At 70.5% G+C, this 18,056-nt stretch carries 15 protein-coding genes, 5 tRNA genes and 1 pseudogene; 12 read left to right on the top strand and 9 right to left on the bottom strand.

Features of this window, described 5'->3' with window-relative positions; translation table 11 throughout:
- Positions 1–9: 9 nt before the first annotated feature.
- Together SM447_RS03340 and SM447_RS03335 are read left to right on the top strand one after the other, a co-directional pair.
- Positions 10–336: a hypothetical protein gene (locus SM447_RS03340; protein WP_474571197.1), complete on the top strand. Its 327-nt coding sequence runs from the start codon at positions 10–12 to the stop codon at positions 334–336.
- A 126-nt stretch (positions 337–462) separates the two neighbouring features.
- A pseudogene (locus SM447_RS03335) lies at positions 463–1,776 on the top strand (recombinase family protein); the annotation flags it as partial.
- A gap of 676 nt (positions 1,777–2,452) precedes the next feature.
- Here SM447_RS03335 and SM447_RS03330 read toward each other — a convergent pair.
- A tRNA-Val gene (locus tag SM447_RS03330) sits at positions 2,453–2,527 on the bottom strand.
- A gap of 39 nt (positions 2,528–2,566) precedes the next feature.
- Positions 2,567–2,639, bottom strand: a tRNA-Gly gene (locus tag SM447_RS03325).
- A gap of 154 nt (positions 2,640–2,793) precedes the next feature.
- Here SM447_RS03325 and SM447_RS03320 point away from each other — a divergent pair.
- Positions 2,794–3,042, top strand: a complete 249-nt coding sequence (locus SM447_RS03320) for a DUF6458 family protein (protein ID WP_474571196.1) — start codon at positions 2,794–2,796, stop codon at positions 3,040–3,042.
- A 108-nt stretch (positions 3,043–3,150) separates the two neighbouring features.
- On the opposite strand, the gene SM447_RS03315 is transcribed toward SM447_RS03320, so the two are convergent.
- The 3 genes from SM447_RS03315 to SM447_RS03305 form a co-directional block, all read right to left on the bottom strand.
- Positions 3,151–3,225, bottom strand: a tRNA-Val gene (locus SM447_RS03315).
- A 13-nt stretch (positions 3,226–3,238) separates the two neighbouring features.
- Positions 3,239–3,309, bottom strand: a tRNA-Cys gene (locus SM447_RS03310).
- Between the two features lie 34 nt (positions 3,310–3,343).
- Positions 3,344–3,416 (bottom strand) — tRNA-Gly (locus SM447_RS03305).
- A gap of 291 nt (positions 3,417–3,707) precedes the next feature.
- Here SM447_RS03305 and SM447_RS03300 point away from each other — a divergent pair.
- Together SM447_RS03300 and SM447_RS03295 are read left to right on the top strand one after the other, a co-directional pair.
- Positions 3,708–4,310 (top strand): TetR/AcrR family transcriptional regulator, encoded by a 603-nt coding sequence (locus tag SM447_RS03300; protein ID WP_474571195.1) that lies wholly within the window; start codon positions 3,708–3,710, stop codon positions 4,308–4,310.
- 72 nt (positions 4,311–4,382) lie between these two features.
- The gene (locus SM447_RS03295; RefSeq protein ID WP_474571194.1) at positions 4,383–4,958 is read left to right on the top strand and encodes a TIGR03086 family metal-binding protein; all 576 of its coding nucleotides are present in this window, start codon (positions 4,383–4,385) and stop codon (positions 4,956–4,958) included.
- Between the two features lie 44 nt (positions 4,959–5,002).
- Here SM447_RS03295 and SM447_RS03290 read toward each other — a convergent pair whose 3' ends face one another.
- Positions 5,003–5,905: a hypothetical protein gene (locus SM447_RS03290; protein WP_474571193.1), complete on the bottom strand. Its 903-nt coding sequence runs from the start codon at positions 5,903–5,905 to the stop codon at positions 5,003–5,005.
- 176 nt (positions 5,906–6,081) lie between these two features.
- Between SM447_RS03290 and SM447_RS03285 the strand changes: the two genes are divergently transcribed.
- Both SM447_RS03285 and SM447_RS03280 read left to right on the top strand, forming a co-directional pair.
- Positions 6,082–6,750, top strand: coding sequence for a class I SAM-dependent methyltransferase (locus SM447_RS03285; RefSeq protein WP_474571192.1), 669 nt, complete (start codon positions 6,082–6,084; stop codon positions 6,748–6,750).
- Between the two features lie 9 nt (positions 6,751–6,759).
- The gene (locus SM447_RS03280) at positions 6,760–7,953 is read left to right on the top strand and encodes a cytochrome P450 (protein ID WP_474571191.1); all 1,194 of its coding nucleotides are present in this window, start codon (positions 6,760–6,762) and stop codon (positions 7,951–7,953) included.
- 53 nt (positions 7,954–8,006) lie between these two features.
- On the opposite strand, the gene bioD is transcribed toward SM447_RS03280, so the two are convergent.
- Positions 8,007–8,744: a dethiobiotin synthase gene (bioD, locus tag SM447_RS03275; protein WP_474571190.1), complete on the bottom strand. Its 738-nt coding sequence runs from the start codon at positions 8,742–8,744 to the stop codon at positions 8,007–8,009.
- A complete protein-coding gene (locus SM447_RS03270; RefSeq protein WP_474571189.1) occupies positions 8,732–9,868 on the bottom strand; it encodes an 8-amino-7-oxononanoate synthase in 1,137 nt (378 codons plus the stop codon). The genes bioD and SM447_RS03270 overlap by 13 nt, the downstream gene beginning before the upstream one ends.
- Positions 9,869–10,010: 142 nt before the next feature.
- Here SM447_RS03270 and bioB point away from each other — a divergent pair, with 142 nt between their 5' ends.
- The 3 genes from bioB to SM447_RS03255 are packed head-to-tail and all read left to right on the top strand — an operon-like array spanning position 10,011 to position 11,714.
- Complete coding sequence (gene bioB, locus SM447_RS03265; protein ID WP_474571188.1) at positions 10,011–11,006, top strand: biotin synthase BioB; 996 nt, start codon at positions 10,011–10,013, stop codon at positions 11,004–11,006.
- The gene (bsaP, locus tag SM447_RS03260) at positions 11,006–11,203 is read left to right on the top strand and encodes a biotin synthase auxiliary protein BsaP (protein WP_474571187.1); all 198 of its coding nucleotides are present in this window, start codon (positions 11,006–11,008) and stop codon (positions 11,201–11,203) included. The genes bioB and bsaP overlap by 1 nt, the downstream gene beginning before the upstream one ends.
- Before the next feature lie 4 nt (positions 11,204–11,207).
- Positions 11,208–11,714, top strand: coding sequence for a GNAT family N-acetyltransferase (locus SM447_RS03255; protein WP_474571186.1), 507 nt, complete (start codon positions 11,208–11,210; stop codon positions 11,712–11,714).
- Positions 11,715–12,009: 295 nt separating this feature from the next.
- Here SM447_RS03255 and SM447_RS03250 read toward each other — a convergent pair whose 3' ends face one another.
- Complete coding sequence (locus tag SM447_RS03250) at positions 12,010–14,853, bottom strand: glycoside hydrolase family 9 protein (protein WP_474571261.1); 2,844 nt, start codon at positions 14,851–14,853, stop codon at positions 12,010–12,012.
- A 456-nt stretch (positions 14,854–15,309) separates the two neighbouring features.
- On the opposite strand from SM447_RS03250, the gene SM447_RS03245 reads away from it, so the two are divergent.
- Both SM447_RS03245 and SM447_RS03240 read left to right on the top strand, forming a co-directional pair.
- Positions 15,310–16,071, top strand: a complete 762-nt coding sequence (locus SM447_RS03245; RefSeq protein ID WP_474571185.1) for an LPXTG cell wall anchor domain-containing protein — start codon at positions 15,310–15,312, stop codon at positions 16,069–16,071.
- Positions 16,072–16,425: 354 nt separating this feature from the next.
- Positions 16,426–17,994 (top strand): aldehyde dehydrogenase family protein, encoded by a 1,569-nt coding sequence (locus SM447_RS03240; RefSeq protein WP_474571184.1) that lies wholly within the window; start codon positions 16,426–16,428, stop codon positions 17,992–17,994.
- Positions 17,995–18,056 lie beyond the last annotated feature (62 nt).

The following is an 18,056-nucleotide window of genomic DNA, read 5'->3' as shown; positions in this document are numbered from 1 at the left end:
GTTCCCAACATGGAACCCGGAAACGGAAAGACAGGCATCAAGACGCTCGGCCTGAAGCTGCCCGACGAACTGCACGCCCAATTCGCTCTGGTGGCGCAGCTCGACGGACTGAGCCTGACCGACGCCATGCGGCGGGCGGTGGAGCTGTACGTCGAGCACAAGCAAGCACAGCCGGACTTCGCCGCGCGAGCCGCTGCCGTGCTTGAGGAGATCGAGCGGGAGGCCGCAGCCCGGCGCGGCGCGATCCAGGCGCTGTTCGGGAACACCGGCGCACTGCCAGCCGAGACGAAGGCTGCGAGCAAGCGGCGGGGCAGCGAAGCGTCCGCGCAGGCATGAGGGCGTTGCCGTAAGACGAGGTGGAAGGTTGGCGCAAGCGCTGACCTTCCACCCCACTTATCCACAGCAAAGCTGCAAAAACTACAGCTCCCGATAAGAAAACAACCTGACAAAATAGAAGGGAATATGAATGAAGAATCAAGATCAAGAAGAATTGCACCGGAATCGGCGAGAACGTATCCTGCCTGGCCCCAGGACGCGCGGGGGCGCGATGGAATGACGGATCGGGAGGAAGATGTGCCTGTCGAATTGCCGGTGTACACGGACGAGGATCAGGGTACGGATCAAGATCGGGAAACCCGAACTGATGTCACTTTGCGCAGCATGGCCTACCAGCGCCAACAGAAGACAACCCGCAAAGATATTATCGAGGGTCTTCGCGGCCAGGACCATCAACAGGCGATCGCCGCTGTAGCTGCGGCAGGTCAAGCACCGCCGCGCGGCATCCGCAGCAAAGCACTCACGGTTAACGACAGCAACGAGGCCTTTATCTATGCTCGCGTGAGCACGCGCGACCAAGCCCGTACGGGTGGTGGCGAAGAGGGATACTCAATCCCCTACCAGCGAGAAGCCTGTGAAGCAAAGGCGCAAGCACTCGGTGCCGCGATTGTCGGAGTCTTCATCGATGCCGGAGAGAGCGCGAAGTCAACCCAGAGGCCGCAACTTCAGGAGATGCTCAGGGAGCTCAAGAAGCGTCGCATTCGCTATCTGATCGTCCACAAGATCGACCGGTTGGCCCGCAACCGCGAAGACGACATGGCGATCCGCCTGATGCTCGCCCGCGCGGGCGTCGAGCTAGTGTCCTGCACTGAGAACATCACCAACAGCGCTCACGGCCGGTTCCTGCACAACATCATGGCCGACACCGCAGAGTTCTACCGCGAAAACCTGGCCGAAGAGGTCATGAAAGGCCTTGTGCGCAAGGCCCAAGAAGGTGGGACGCCATTCCGGGCTCCCCTGGGCTACTTGAACGTACGCGAGTTCGTTGAAGGTATAAGCGTCTCCCGGGTAATCCTCGATCCTGAGCGAGCGCCCATCGTGCTCTGGTGTCTGGAGCAGTACGCCACCGGCGAATGGACGGTCAATGGCCTTGTCATTGCCGCTCGCGGGCGAGGCCTGACCGCCCGCCCGACTCGCACAAAACCCTCCGAACCCATCAACCCGACGAGCATGCACAACCTGCTGCGCAATCCGTACTACATGGGTGTGGTCGCCTACAACGGCTTCCACTACGAAGGACGACACGAAGCTCTCGTTACTCCAGAAACCTGGCTGCGTATTCAGGATGTGCTAGCGGCGCACCGCCACGCTGGCGAAAAGGACCGCAAGTGGCCCCACTACCTGCGTGGCTCGATCTTCTGCGGATCCTGCGGCGGTCGTCTCGTCTTCAGTCGCCATCGGGGAAACGGTGGGATCTACGAGTACTACCACTGCGTCAAGAAAAAGCTGAAGGCCAACAACTGCCGCCGGGGCGGGATCCGCCTCCACGCCGTCGAGGATGGGATGGCCCGGTTCTACCGGACGTTTGAGCCAGCCCCGGAGAGGCTCGTGGAGTTGCGCCACGCCGTTGTGACAGAGTTCGAGGCTCAGCACGTCGACGCCGAAGCGAACGCCGAGCGCGCCAAGAAGCGCCTGGCTCGGCTCAAGGACGAGCGGTCGAAGCTCATGCAGGCCCACTACGCGGGTGCGGTGCCAGTCGATCTTCTCAAGACCGAGATGGATCGGCTCACCCGCGCCCTGGCCGAAGCAGAGACCGAGATCACCAAGGCAACGTCGAGCCTGGAGGAGGTGACCCGGACTCTGGAGGACGCTCTGTTGGTTGCAGGCCACTGTCAGCGGCACTACGCCGCAGCTCCGCCGCCGATCCGGCGCCAGATCAACCAGGGGTTCTTCAAGAAGCTCTACCTGGGCCAGGACGGGGCCGTCGAACGATACGAGCTAACAGAGCCGTTCCGGCAGCTTCTCGACCCCGCGCCGACACGGATGCCCGCAGCCGTGCAGCCAGCCGGAGATGACACCGCCGCGACGAGCAGGGTGCCATCCAACGATCTTGAACAGCAAAAACCCACCATATCGAACATTGATGATGTCCGATATGGTGGGAATGAGCCATACGTGGTGGGCGATACTGGGTTTGAACCAGTGACCTCTTCCGTGTCAAGGAAGCGCGCTCCCACTGCGCCAATCGCCCGTGGTGACCGGCGACACCCGTAGGTGCGGCCAGACCGCGAGCGGACGACGGGATTCGAACCCGCGACCCTCACCTTGGCAAGGTGATGCGCTACCAGCTGCGCTACGTCCGCGTGCCCTCGGCTCTGCCGGGGACGGGGCAACTCTACCCGATGGCAAGATCGCCAGGGCGCCCGCCCCCGGGAAGAGGGTGATTGCGTCTCTCACGCCCCGGGTACAGACCTCCCTCGACAGCACACCGCATCCCCCAGGACAAAGGAGGCTGTCATGGGAATCGGCACCAGCATTTTTCTGTTGGCGCTCGGCGCAATCCTCACCTTCGCGGTCAACGCGAGCATCGGTGGGCTCGACATCGACGTGGTCGGGTGGATCCTGATGGCCGCCGGCGTGCTCGGTCTGATCATGACGACGCTCGTCTGGGGTCGTCGCCGCCAGACGGTCGCCACGACGGCCGAGGAGGAGCCGGCGGAGTACCGCCGGGTCGAGGAGCGTCGGGACGTCGCACCGCCGCTGTGACCGGCTGGCCGGTGGCGGTCACCGCACGGCGACCGCCACCGGGTCGGCCACCATGTGAAAGGGCCCGCTACCGGAATTCCGGTAACGGGCCTTCATCTACTGACCTGATGGTGGGCGATACTGGGTTTGAACCAGTGACCTCTTCCGTGTCAAGGAAGCGCGCTCCCACTGCGCCAATCGCCCTTGCTGTTTACCGAGGTGGGGACGGGATTTGAACCCGCGTACACGGCTTTGCAGGCCGTTGCCTCGCCTCTCGGCCACCCCACCGAGGTTGCCCCCGTCACGCGTGGCGGCAGCTCCGAGCGGACGACGGGACTCGAACCCGCGACCCTCACCTTGGCAAGGTGATGCGCTACCAACTGCGCTACGTCCGCACGCCCCGGGTGTTCCCGGTGACGGATGAGAACTCTAGCCGAGCGGTGGAACGGATGCCAAATCGGGCCCCCGTCCCGGCGCGTCCGAAATCCCTTCGACTAAAGCTTCCTAGGAGCCTGGTTCGGCAGGCTCCTAGACTCCCGCGGGAGCCGTGGACCACCGCCTCGGGAAGGAACCGAGGTGCCCGCCATTGCCCGCCCGGCAACTGTCCGGCTTCCGACTGTCGCAAGCCGGATCAGCAGGGCTTTGGTGACGGGCCGTATCGGTTTCGATCGGATACGGTGACGGGCGTGACGAGACGTGCGGCGGAAATCCGCCTGGATGCCCTGCTGCGCACCGCATGTGACGTGATCGGGCAACGCGGGTTGGCGAACACCCGCACGGCGGATGTGGCGCAGGCCGCCGGGGTGAGTCAGGCGCTGGTCTTCTACCACTTCGCCACCAAGGAACGGCTGCTCGCCCAGGCTTTCGCGTACGCCGTGGAGCAGGACCTGGCCCGGCTCGACGCGGTGACCCGCTCCACCGCCCCGCCGCTGACCAAGCTCCGCCGCATCCTGCGCCTCTACACCCCGGCCGGACGGGCCACCTCCTGGTCCATGTGGATCGACGGGTGGGCCGAGTCGCTGCGTACCCCCGAGTTGGAGAAGGTCTCGCGCAAGCTGGACCTGCGCTGGCGGGAGGACCTCGCCGCGGTGATCTCCGACGGCGTCCGTGAGGGAATCTTCGTCTGCACCGACCCGGCGGGCGCGGCCTGGCGGATCAGTGCGGTGATGGATGGGCTGGCGGTGCAACTCGCGGTGCACGACCGGGTGATCTCCCGGCGGCAGTTCGCCGAATGGGTGCGTCTGGTGACCGCTCGCGAGCTGGGGCTCGACCCCGCCCAGTTGGAGTAGTTCCACGCGGCCGGCGGCGGCCCGGGACGGATCCGGCGGGTTACCCGCGCCACCGGCGGGAACAAGGGCGACATGGAGCTGCTCAAGACATACCGGCGGAGCCTGGCCGAATTCACCGATCGGGTGGACCAGGTGCACCCCGGACAATGGTCGGCCGCCACCCCCTGCCCCGGCTGGGACGTCCGCACCCTGGTCAACCACGTGGTCAGCGAGGAACGGTGGAGCGTGCCGCTGCTCGCCGGACGCACCATCGAGGAGGTCGGTGACCGCTACGACGGCGACCAGCTCGGCGCCGACCCGATCGGGGCCGCCCGTGAGGCCGCGGCACAGGCCGAGGTCGCGGCCACCAGCCCGGGAGCCCTGGACCGGACCGTACAGCTGTCGGCCGGCCCCACCTCGGCCGAGGAGTACCTGCATCAACTGCTGGCCGAACACCTCGTGCACGGCTGGGACCTGGCGGTGGCGATAGGCGCGGACCCGGCGATGGACGCCGACGCCGTGGCCGAGGCGGCCCGCTGGTTCTCCCGCCACGTCGAGGACTACCGGCGCAGCGGCCTGGTCGCACCCGAGGTCGGGGTGCCCGCCGGGGCCGCTGAACAGGACCGACTCCTCGCCGCCTTCGGCCGCGACCCCGACTGGGCACCGTGACGCACCGCCACGGTGGGGGCGGTGCGCCTCCACCGTGGCCCAGGTCAACTGAGGTAACCACCGTCGCGGGGTACCGTCCGCCACCGGCTCCGCGGGCCCGACCCCCGCTCCCAACGCCCGGGCGGCGGGCCGACCGCGTCCACCGCGGCCTCGGGCTCCCGGGTCAGCTGCCGTAGTCGCAGCAACAGACCCACCCCGAGGAAGAGCAGCAGACCGCCGAGCAGGAACGCCACCTCGGTCAGGCCGAGCCCGTTACCGCTCTGGTTACCGGCCGCGTCGGCGGCCGGCGGCTCACCCGCCCCGCCGGCGTACCCGGCATCATCGGCCGGATCGAACTCCTCCTCGGTCGGGTCCACCGTCGGCACCTCGACCGGCTCCTCCGTCGGGTCCACCGTCGGCGCCTGCGACGGGGTCGGCGGCGCGGTCGTCGGGCGGGCGTCGGCGCCCCGGCCCACCACCTCACGGGTCGCCGTCTGGCGGGACAGCAACCGCAGGTTCTGGTCGTACGCCTCCGCGGCGAGGCTCACCCGGCCCTGGCCGACGTCCCCGGCGAAGGCGATCCGGTACTGCGCGGTGACGGTACGCCCCGGGCAGAGCGTGCCCGGATCGAGCTGACGGTCGGTCAGCCGCGCCGTGTCACCCTCGGTACGCACCTCCACCGGGAAGGAACCGGTCTCCTCGATCCGGTCCACCCGCACCTGGTCCAACCGCAACCCCTGCACGCCCAACACCATCGACCACCGCACCTTGATGCAGCGACCCTGGTCGGAGCGGGACACCACGGCGGACACCGTCGCCACCCGCCCACCGGCGGTGAACTGGTCCGGCAGGCCGCTGAGTTCGGTGGCGAACGCCGCGTGCGCCGGCGCGGCCATGGCGACGTCCACCCCGGTGAGACACGCCAACGCCACCCCGATCCGTAGCGTGTACCGCCACAGCCTCTTCACGATCCGTCCTCCCGTTGGTCGTCTCCATTCGCCACGCTAGGAGCGCCGGAGGCCAGTCGGTAGACGGGCGTGTTCGCACGGACCGTCAAGCAGGATGCCCGTTTTCACGTACGGTATTGAACCGGTCACGGGTCACCCGCGACACGCCGTGCACGGTGACGGTGGACAATCACCGGGTGTCCGCGCTCTCCGCCGCCTTCGTCCGGCTGCACGCCCGGCTCGCGCCCGTCGCGTTCGTACCCGAGGTTCGGCTGCATCAGGCGGACGAGCCGATCGGGCTGTGGGAACTGACCGAGGGCGAGTTCCGCAGCGACCGACCGCCGCCGTTCTGGGCCTTCGCCTGGGCCGGCGGGCAGGGCCTGGCGCGTTACGTCACCGACCACCCGCAGACCGTGGCCGGCCGCCGCGTGCTCGACCTGGCCTCCGGCTCCGGCCTGGTGGCCATCGCCGCCGCCCGGGCCGGGGCCGCCACCGTCCGCGCCGTGGAGGTCGACGAACTGGCCGTCGCGGCCGTCGCGCTCAACGCCGAGGCCAACGGGGTACGCGTCGACGCCGAGCTCGGCGACATCCTCGACGGCGACGCGGGCGACGCCGAGGTGGTCCTCGCCGGCGACGTCTTCTACAGCGAGGCGATGGCCAACCGGGTGCTGCGCTTCCTGCTGCGCGCCACCCGGGCCGGGGCGTCGGTGCTGGTCGGCGACCCTGGTCGGGCCTTCCTGCCCCGGGAACGCTTCGACGAACTCGCCGCCTACGACGTGCCGGTCAGTGAGGCGCTGGAGAGCGTACGGGTGAAGCGCACCACGGTGTGGCGGTTGCGCGCCGGCCGGCCAGGAGCGGCCGACTAGCGTGACGCCGTGCTGTTCCGCAGCTGGGAGCAGGCCCCGACGACGTCCGAGGATGCCGGGGCCGGTGACGGTGCCACCCGGTGGCCCGACGTGGCCCGCGTCGCCGACCACGTGGGTGTCGAGCACCTGCTGGTGACCCGGCACGCCCTGGTCCGCCAGGTGCTCACCGACCCCACGACGTTCCGCCCCGACAACGCGCTGGACGCGGTCACCCCGATGCCGGTGGCCGCGCTGCGGGTGCTCGCCGCCCACCGGTTCCGGCTACCGCCGACGCTGGCCAACAACGGTGCCGCCAGCCACCCGGGGATCCGCGCGCTGGTGGCCGACGCCCTGCATCCGACCCGGGTGGCCGCGCAGCGGGAGTGGCTCGCCGCGGTGGTCCGTCGACGGGTCGCCGAGCTGACCGCCAACCTCGACACCGGCGCCCAGGTCGACCTGCACGCCGGTCTCGCCGCCGACCTGCCGCTGCTGGTCCTGGCCCGGCTGGTCGAGCTGCCCGACGCACCGGTCGCGGCGGTGAAGGCGTTCGCCCGCGCGGCCCTGGAGCTGTTCTGGGCACCACTGGACGCCGACCGGCAGCGGCTGCTCGCCGCCGAGGTGGGCCGTTTCCATCGGGTACTGCGGGAGTTCGCGGCCACCGGTGACGGCCTGGCCGGAGCCCTGCGGAACGTCGGGCACCCGCCCGACGTGGTCGTCGGCGCGTTGTTCTTCCTGCTGGTCGCCGGACAGGAGACCACCTCGCAGTTCCTCACCCTGCTGATGCACCGGCTCACCGGCGAACCTGCCGTGCTTGCCGGGCTGCGCGACGGCTCGGTGAACGTCGCCGACGTGGTCGAGGAGGGGCTGCGGCTGGAACCGCCGATCGTCACCTGGCGACGGATCGCCGCGGTGGACACCACGCTGGGCGGGGCGGCGGTGCCGGCGGGCACCAGCATCGTGCTGTGGCTGGGCCGAGCCGGACGGGACCCGGCGGTCGTGCCGTCGCCGGACGGGTTCCGGCCGGGACAACGCGGGTCGCGCCGGCACCTGGCCTTCGGGGCGGGCCCACACCGCTGCGTCGGCGACCAACTCGCCCGGATGGAAGCCGCGACGCTGGTGACGGAGGCCGCACCGCTGCTGACCGGGGTACGCGTGGTGCGTCCACCGCACTGTCCGGACAACCTCACCTTCCGGATGCCGGACGCCTTCGTGGTCCGCCGCTGACTCAGCTTCCGGCAGCACCGTCGGCCGAAGGAACCCGGCGACCGGCCGTGGGCTCAGCTGATCTCGTCGGCCCAGGCACGCCAGTCGTCGAGTACGCCGTACAGCGCCGGGGTGAGCCAGCCCGGCGCGGAACGCCGGAACACCCCCGGGTCCATCGCCCCGGCACCGGCCGGCAGCGCGCCCAGCAGGTTCGGCAGCAGGTCACTGAGGTTGGCCCAGTGCACCAGCTCGGGTTCGGCCGGCCAGGCGCCGATCACCACGCCGGCCGGCACGGCCCGCCGGTCCAGGGCCTCCAGGGTGAGCGCGGTGTGGTTGAGGGTGCCCAGGCCGGCGCGGGCCACCACCACCGCCGGGGCACCCAGCGACACGGCCAGGTCGGCGACCGTCCACGGCTCCCCCGAGGGCCGCAGCCCCATCGGTACGAGCAGTCCACCGGCCCCCTCGACGAGCACCAGATCGTGCTTGTCCGCCTCCTCCCGGACTGCGTCCACCGCGTTGTACAGCTCCAGCGGTGGCAGTTCGGCCACCCGGGCGGCGGCCAGCGGCGCGAGCGGGTCGGGGAAGCTGGCCAGCGTACGCCCGGTCATCGGGGCGGCCAGCCGGACGACCGCCTCGACGTCACCGGGTTCGCCGGTGGCCGTGCCGGTCTGGCCCGGTTTGATCACCGCCACCCGCAGCCCCGCCGCCTGCGCGGCGGCCGTGATCGCGGCGGTCACCACCGTCTTGCCGACCTCGGTGTCGGTCCCGGTGACCAGCACCGGTCCACGCCACTGATCCGTCATGGCGCACATTCCACGATGACCTCCAGGGCCCGTTCGAAGTCCGCCCGCGGCACCCCGGCGCCGATGGTCAGCCGCAGCCGGGAGCGGCTGTCCGGGGTGGACGGCGGGCGGAAGCAGCCGACCGCCACTCCCCGGTCCCGGCAGGCGGCGGCCCAGGCGGTCGCCGCCTCCGGGCCCGGAGCGGTGACCGAGACGACGGCGGCGTCGGCGTCGGAGACGTCCAGGCCGGCGGCGCGCAGCCGGCCCACCGCGAGGGCGGCCCGCTCGGCCAGGTCGGCGCGCAGATCGTCGCCGGTACGCGCCAGCCCGACGGCGGCCTGCACCCCGGCGGCCACCACGGGCGGCAGGGCGGTGTCGTAGATGAAGGTCCGCGCGGTCTCCACCAGGTGCCGGACGAACTCGGCCGGACCCGCCACGCAACCCCCGGCTCCACCGAGCGCCTTGGACAGGGTGGCGGTGACCACCACGTCCGGTTCACCGGTCAGACCGGCGGCCGCGACCGCACCGGCCCCCGCGGGACCGGTCACCCCGAGCGCGTGTGCGTCGTCGACCAGCAGCAACGCGCCGTGCGCGCGGGCGGTCGCGTGCAGCCGCGCCAGCGGAGCCAGGTCACCGTCGACGGAGAAGACCGACTCGGTGACCACCACCGCCGGTCGACCCGGCGCGGCCGCGAGAGCTGCGGCGACCGCGGTGACGTCGGCGTGCGGGGTCACCACCGTCTCCGCTCCGGAGATGCGACACCCGTCGATCAATGAGGCGTGGTTGTGCGCGTCGGAGACCAGCAGCGTGCGGGGACGTACCAGAGCACGGACCGCACCGATGTTGGCCAGGTACCCGGACGAGAAGACCAGCGCCCGGTCGGTGCCGAACCAGTCGGCGAGCGTCTCCTCCAGGGTGTGGTGCACGTCGGTGGAGCCGCGGACCAGTCGCGAACCGGTCGCGCCCAGCCCGTACGCGGCAAGGGACCGGGCCGCCGCGGCCACCACCTCGGGGTGGGCGGCCAGGCCCAGGTAGTCGTTGCCGGCCAGGTCGACCATGCCGTCGGCGGCGGCGCGCGGGTGCAGTCGGCGGGTCAGTCCCGCCTTCGCCCGCAGCTCGGCACGGCGGTCCAGTGCCGCCAGCCAGTCCGCCACCGCCACATCCCTTTCCGCCGGTTCCCGCCCGTCAGGCGCTTCCGCCGGGCGAAGTTACCACCCGGGATCGCCACACCGGCGTGGCGCGGTCCGGCTCGCCGGGTCGGGCCGGGCGGCGCGGCGGCCTTGTAGGGTACGTGCCATGCCAGAGATCCTCGACCAGGCCCGGGCCCAGGTGCTGCACAACGGCGTCGGTCTCGATGAGGCCGATGTCCTCGCCGTGCTGAACCTGCCCGACGAGCACCTGTCCGCCGCGCTTCAACTCGCCCACGAGGTGCGGATGCGCTGGTGCGGTCCGGAGGTGGAGGTCGAGGGCATCGTCTCGCTGAAGACCGGCGGCTGCCCGGAGGACTGCCACTTCTGTTCCCAGTCCGGCCTGTTCACCTCGCCGGTGCGGTCGGTCTGGCTGGACATTCCCTCGCTGGTGAAGGCGGCGAAGCAGACCGCCGCGACCGGCGCGACGGAGTTCTGCATCGTGGCCGCCGTACGCGGCCCGGACGCCCGGTTGATGAAGCAGATGCGCGAGGGCGTCGCCGCGATCAGGGCCGAGGTCGACATCCAGGTCGCCGCCTCGCTCGGGATGCTCACCCAGGAGCAGGTCGACGAGCTGGTCGACATGGGTGTGCACCGCTACAACCACAACCTGGAAACCTGCCGGTCGTACTTCCCGAACGTGGTCACCACGCACTCCTGGGAGGAACGGTGGGAGACGCTGCGGATGGTCCGCGAGTCCGGCATGGAGGTCTGCTGCGGCGGCATCCTCGGCCTCGGCGAGACGGTCGAGCAGCGGGCGGAGTTCGCCGCGCAGCTCGCCGAGCTGGACCCGCACGAGGTGCCGCTGAACTTCCTCAACCCCCGGCCCGGCACCCCCCTGGGCGACCGGCCGGTGGTGGAGGGCAAGGACGCGCTGCGGGCCATCGCCGCCTTCCGGTTGGCCATGCCGCGCACCATCCTGCGGTACGCGGGCGGCCGGGAGATAACCCTCGGTGACCTCGGTACCCGGGACGGGTTGCTCGGCGGGATCAACGCCGTGATCGTCGGCAACTACCTGACCACCCTCGGCCGGCCGGCCACCGAGGATCTCAAGCTGCTCGACGAGTTGAAGATGCCGGTCAAGGCGCTCTCCGCCACCCTGTGATGGCAGCGGTGGCCGACGAGGTGTGGTGTGACCGGTGCGGGGAGGCCGCGACGGCGGGCGCCCACGAAGGGTGTGCGGCGGCCCGGGCCCTGGAGCCGCCCCGGTACTGCGCCCGCTGCCGGCGCCGGATGAAGGTGCAGGTGCTGCCGGTCGGCTGGTCGGCGATCTGCGTCGAGCACGGCGAGATCAGGAGCTGAACGGATGCTGCGCGGCGAGGCGGTGACCCTACGGCCGGCGACCACCGCCGACGTGCCCGCTCTGGCGCGGATCCGCGCCGAGCCGGAGGTACGCCGCTGGTGGCGCGGCGGCGACGACCTGGTCGCCGCCGTCGAGGAGGACCTCGCCGCGGAGGGCCTGTCGGTGTACGCCATCGAGCACGACGACCGGGTGGTCGGCGCGATCCAGTGGCATGCCGAGGACGACCCGGACTATCGGCACGCCGGCATGGACATCTTCCTCGATCCGTCGGTGCGCGGTGCCGGGCTCGCCGGCGATGCCATCCGTACCCTGATCCGGCACCTGATCGACGTCCACGGCCACCACCGCTTCACCATTGACCCGGCGGCGGCGAACACCGCCGCCATCCGGGCGTACGCGAAGGTGGGTTTCCGGACGGTCGGGGTGCTGCGCCGTTACGAGCGTGGCGAGGACGGCCGCTGGCACGACGGCCTGCTGATGGACCTCCTCGCCGACGACCTGCGCGACTAGGCCGCCGGAGCACCACCTGTGGTTGCGACGCTGTCGAGCTGACGGCGCAGACGAATCAACCATCCGGCCACATCGATCCACCGCGGCCACAGCACCGCTTCGGAGGGCCACCGACCCCGAGGCCGCACCGACACCGGGCCGCGCGGCACCCTGTGATAGCGCAGACGGTTCAGCTCGACAGTGTCCGCATGGGTGTGATCCGGGCACTGCGACCGGCCCGGCATCACACCAGACCCGGTGCCGCGCCAGGCCGGGGACGGGCCCCGGCCTGGCGACCGGCCGCAGCCGGTTGGTCTCAGCCGATGGTGCAGGTGGCCCCGTTGAGCGTGAAGCTCGTCGGTCTCGGGTTGCTGCCGGTGTGGGTGCCGTTGAAGCCGATGCTGGTCGAGGCACCCGGCGCCAGGTTGCCGTTGTAGGACAGGTTCGTCGCGGTCACCGCCGCACCGGTCTGCTGGAAGGTGGCCGACCAGCTCTGGCCGACCCGCTGCCCGCTGTGCGGGAAGGTGAACGCCAGCGTCCAGCCGTTGATCGCCGACGTGCCGGTGTTGGTGATGGTGATGCTGGCGGTGAAGCCGGTGCCCCAGTCGTTGGTGCCGTAGGCGACCCGGCAGGGCGAGGTCGGCAGCGGCGCCGAGGTGGTCACCGTCACCGTGCCCGAGGGTGGTGAGGCGTTGCCGGCCGCGTCGATCGCCACCACGTAGAACTGGTACGCGGTCTGCGGGCTCAACCCGGTCAGCGTGTAGGTGGGTGCGGTGACCGTGTCGACCAGGACGTCCACCAGGTACGAACGGTAGATCCGGTAACCGGTGACCCCCACGTTGTCGGTCGACGGAGCCCAGGTCAGCGTCGCACCGGTCGAGGTGACGGCGGAGACAGTGGGCGTGCCCGGCGTGGTCGGTGGGACGGTGTCCCCCGCGTCCACGGCGGGAGTCGTCACGCTCAGCGACGGTGACGAGAAGGACGTGTTGCCGGCCCGGTCCCGGGCCATCACGCTGAACTCGTACGTCCGGGCCGGCAGCACGTCGATCGTCAACGAGTTGGTGCTGGCGTTGCGCAGCGTGATCGCGTCGTTGCCGACCAGCCGGACACTGACCAGGTAGACGTCGAGCCCGCTCTCGGCGTCGGTGGACGGTGCCCAGGTCAGGCTCACCGAACGGGAGGTGACCGAGGTCGCCACCGGGGCGCCGGGGGTGGTCGGTCGGGTGGTGTCGGGAGCGTCCGGCGCAGGCTCGACGCCCCACACCACCCGGCCACCGGAGTACAGCGGCACGTTGCGGTTCGGCCCGGCGGTGGCCTGGTACGACGGGTCGTTGGCCGGGTTCCAGGTGCCGCCCTCGGGCACCCCGATCTTGAACTGCACCTCCATCCGGTGCTGCGACTGGCCGGCGGGGGCGATGGTGTGGCCGGTGCAGTCGACCTCGACGTACCAGAGATCGCCACTGCTCTGCCGGGCCGTGGTCGGTGCCGGGCAGCCCTGGGTGTAGCCGGAGGTGACCTGCACCGGGCCGGTGCCGTCGGTGCGGAAGTAGTAGCGGAACTTCGCGTCGGTCAGCGCCCGGGCGGGGAAGGCCGACTTGTTGTAGATGATGGCCTTGATGCCGGTGGCCCGCGGCTCGTTCTGCATCACCGTGGTCTCCACGGTCAGCTCGTCGATGTCGGGCCGCTCGGGCACCGGGAAGTTGGCCAGCGGAGTGCCGCCGTACTCCTGGGTCAACCGGGCCAGCGCGGAGGTGAAGCCGGCGTTGTAGTCGGTGGCGACCTCGTTCATCACGTAGTCGTTGCGGTTGTCGGTGTACGCGTCGTTCGGCGACGACGGCCCGCCGACCAGCGCGCCGTAGAGGACGTGCCGGGTCTCGGTGGGTACCGTCATGCTGTCCCACCAGGAGCCGTGCGCGGTGCGGTGGTGCGGGTTCTTCGGCGAGTTGGTGCCGAAGCCGATGACGTAGCTGGAGTTGCGCGGGTTGTCGCCGAGCGCGTAATTGATCTGGCGGACGGCGAAGTCCTTGTAGCGCGCCTTACGGGTCGCGTCGGTGGTCTTGTCGCTGTAGACCAGCGCGGCGAACGCGGTGTTGGCCGCGTAGCGCAGCGCGCCCCACGAGTCGAGCACCGCCATCCCGCCGGGCGAGTAGCGGACCCGCTCACCGTTGACGCCGACCGTCCAGAAGTCGAGCCACCGGTTGGCGTCGTCGACGTACTTCTGCTTGCCGGTCAGGTTCGCCAGCAGCACGTACGCCCCGAACTGCTTGTTGTCCCACGCGACGGTCCACTTGTACGAGCGGGTGGTGGTCTGCGGTTCGGTGCCGAGCTTGTCGTACTCGCTCTCCGCCTTGGTCAGGTACGCGGCGTCGCCGGTGGCCCGGTACAGCCAGATCGCACCCCAGACGAGTTCGTCCTGGTATCCGCTCCAGGACCGGTAGAAGCTGGTCGCGTCGGTGATGCACTCGTGATAGTTCTTCCGCACGGTGTCGGCGAAGGTGTAGAGCTGCCGCGCGTGGGTCAGCAGCTTGTCGGCGTACGCGGCGTCGGTGGGCCGGAACACCATGGACGAGGCGGCCATCGCGGCGGCCGTCTCCCCCGCCAGGTCCGCGCCGCCGCAGCTCGCGTCGATCTTGTACGCGGGGCGCGCCATCGGCATCACCTCGGCCGGTCCCCACCACTTGTGGTCGTCGTCGCCCTTGCCGATCTGTCCGTAGAGGACGTTCGGCGACGGATGTGCCTTGACGAAGTAGTCGTTGACGAAGCGCAGGTTGTTCAGCAGGTGGGTGAGCTGGCCGGAGGCGGCGTACCCGGACCGGTACTCCACCGCGCCCCAGGCGAGCATCGTGGTGGTGAACGCCATCGGGAAGCCGAACTTGACGTGGTCACCGGCGTCGTACCAGCCGCCGGTGAGGTCCAGCCCGACGTCGGCGCCGTCCCGCAGGGCGGAGTCGCCGCGCCAGGAGACCCGGTTCCAGTCCGGCAGCTTCCCGGACTGTTGGGCCTCGTAGAACAGCAGGGACTTCTGCAGCGCCTCGGCGTAGTTGAAGGCCGGCGCCGCGGCGGCCACGGCCCCGTCGGTCGGTGCGGCGGCGGCGCCGGTCGCGGGTACGCCGGCCGCGAGCGCGAGACCGGTGGCGAGCGCGGTGACGATGGTCAGCATCCGGCGGGGCCAGGGCTGGTCGGGACGGCGGTGCGGCCAGGGCTGATCCGACAGAGGTCGGTCGCCGCGGAGGCGGCCCGACCGTGGGGATTGGTGCATGCGACTGCTCCTGTCGATGCGTGCCCGACGGCATCGATCGACGCGTGGCCGCGTCGGTGTGGACGGCTGCCGGCGGTGGTGGTGGCGAGGTGGCTCCAACAGGACCGGGAGCGCTCCCATGGATAGCTGACAATGTAATCTGGCCGCCGGGAGTTGGGAAGCCCGCTCGGCGGCGACGCCGGGCGTCAGGAGACCGCGCAGCGTTACACCGACACGCGCGGAAACAACTCACGAAACACCCTCGCGGACACATCGCGGCCTCAGGTTCGCCCAGGTCAGACCGTTCGCCCGAGATCAGAACCAGCCGTCCGGATGCGAGCATGTGCCGTCACCCCGCTGAGATCCGGAGGAATTCTCATGCCACAGCGTCGGCACGTGGCGCGTGCGGCCGTTTCCGGCGCCGCCGCCGCGGCCCTCATCGCCCTCGCCGCCCCGGCCTGGGCGAGCAGCACCATTCCACTCCACTCGCCCCACAAGGGGTCCACCGCCGCCGGCTTCGACACGCAGAACTGCGACGACAACCGGTTCGAGGGACTCAAGGCGGATCAGGACGGCTGGCACTTCGTCACCGAGGGCCAGGCCAGCTTCGAGACGCTTTCCCTCATCTTCCACACCGGCACCGACACGGTCACCATCAAGGTGCCCGATGCCGACGACGCCTACCCGGACGCGCTGTACAAGGCCGGCGATAAGACCAAGCACGCCTACCTGTTCACCCCGGCCGGCTGGACCCTGGTAGACGGTAGCGCCACGGTCAGCGGCACCGGCGCCAAGTTCGTCCTGAGCCACACCTGCGCCGGCCAGCCGACCCCGGAGTCGCCGACCCCCACGCCGACCAGCCCGGAGTCGCCGACCCCCACGCCCACCACTCCGGAATCACCCAACCCGGAGTCCCCGACGCCGACGCCCACCACCCCGGAGTCGCCGGTCCCGTCGGACACGCCGTCGGCCAGCCCGTCGGACGGCACCGGCGGTGGCGGCGGTGACGACGACGGCAAGCTGCCGGTCACCGGCGCGGCGGCGACGACCATGGCCCTGGTCGGCGTCGGCCTGATCGGTGGCGGTGTCGCCCTGGTCGCGCTGCGACGTCGGCGTGACGGCATCACCTTCACCAGCTGACACCACCAGTTCGAGAACGGCCGCCGGTGTCCCTCCGGCGGCCGTTCTCGTCGTGGAGCGACGGCGGAGGTTCCGGCTCGTTGCTACCGCCGGGTAGCCATTGACGTACTGGCCGGTAACAAAAGGGGATTCATCACACAATCGAAGGCTATCGATATCAAGGCCACGAATCAGCAGGCCAGAGCGGCTGACCCGGCATGGGGGCAGTTCCTCCACTGAGGAGTGAACGGAACCTGCCGTCCTGCGATACGGAACGTACTGTTGCCGTCGCGCTGGGCGGCGCGCGACAGTACGCGGCACCCGGCGGCACCGCCGAGGCCGCCGTTCCGTCCCCGCCCATCTGAGGAGATCGCGATGGCTCTACGACTCGCCGACGGCACCTCCTGGTCCGACACCCTCGCCCGGGCGATCGCCGCGACCGGGGAGGCGTTCGATCGCCCGGCCGACGGCACCACCACGCTACGGAATCTGGTCAGCGGCGAGTGGCGGACGACCGGCGTACCGACGCCGATGCGTACCCCGGTCGACAACAGCGTGCTGGTCGAGGTGCCGCGGTTGGCCGCGGCGACCGCCCGCGACGCGGTCGCGCACGCCGCGGCGGAGCACCTCGTCTGGGCGGACACGTCGCTGGCCGAACGCAAGGCGCGGGTCACCGACGCCCTGGACGCGCTCACCGCCCACCGCGACCTGCTGGCCCTGCTGCTGGTCTGGGAGATCGGCAAGCCGTGGCGACTGGCCTGCGCCGACGTGAACCGCGCGCTCGACGGGGTGCGCTGGTACGTCGGCGAGATCGACCGGATGCTCGCCGACGGCCGTACCCCGCTGCCCGGCCCGGTCAGCAACATCGCCTCGTGGAACTACCCGATGAGCGTGCTCGTGCACGCCGAGCTGGTGCAGTTGCTGGCCGGTAACGCGGTCATCGCCAAGACACCGTCGCAGGGCGGTGCGGTCTGCCTGACCGTGGCGCACGCGCTGCTGCACCGTGCCGGGCTGCCCGTCACCCTGCTCTCCGGCAGCGGCGAGGCGCTCTCCGAGGTGCTGGTACGGGCGCCGGAGATCGGCGCGGTGGCGTTCGTGGGCGGTCGCTCCAACGGGGGCAAGGTGGCTGCCGCGCTGCTCGACTCGGACAAGCGTCACTTCATCGAGCAGGAGGGGCTCAACGCCTGGGGCGTCTGGAACTTCTCCCAGTGGGACCTGCTCGCCGCCCAGCTCAAGAAGGGCTTCGAGTACGGCAAGCAGCGCTGTACCGCCTACCCCCGGTTCGTGGTCCAGCGGGACCTGGTCGACGAGTTCCTCGACATGTACCTGCCGGTGGTCCGCTCGGTCAGGTTCGGGCACCCGCTCGCGGTGGACGAGACCTGGAGCACCGCGGACCCGTTGCCGGAGCTGGACTTCGGCCCGCTGATCAGCGCCGCCAAGGCCGACGAGTTGCGCCGCAAGGTCGACGACGCGGTACGCGGCGGGGCCGTCCCGCTGTACCGGGGCAAACTCGACGGCGCGCCGTTCCTGCCCGGGCAGGACACCTCGGCGTACGTCGCGCCGTCGGTGCTGCTGGCTCCGCCCGGCCGGTCCCGGCTGATGCACGCCGAACCGTTCGGCCCGGTCGACACCATCGTCGTGGTGGACACCACCGACGAGCTGCTGGCCCAGATGAACGCCTCCAACGGCGCGCTGGTCGCCTCCCTCGCCTGCGACGACACCGATGAGGCGGCCAAGCTGGCGGTCGATCTGCAAGCCTTCAAGGTGGGCATCAACAAGCCCCGTTCCCGGGGTGACCGCCAGGAGCCGTTCGGCGGGCGGGGCGCCTCCTGGAAGGGCGCCTTCGTCGGCGGTGACCTGCTGGTCCAGGCCGTCACCGTGGGCGACGACGACCACCTCTACGGGAATTTCCAGGACCGCACCGCCCTGCCGCCGAACATCTGAGCCGCGCGCCCGCTTCCCGCAGGGGCGATGGGCAGGACTCCCGCACCGGGAGTCCTGCCCAT

The sequence above is a fragment of the Micromonospora aridisoli genome, assembly GCF_056150025.1.
Note: the sequence above shows the minus strand (reverse complement) of the source record. Positions and strands in the feature narration are given on the sequence as shown.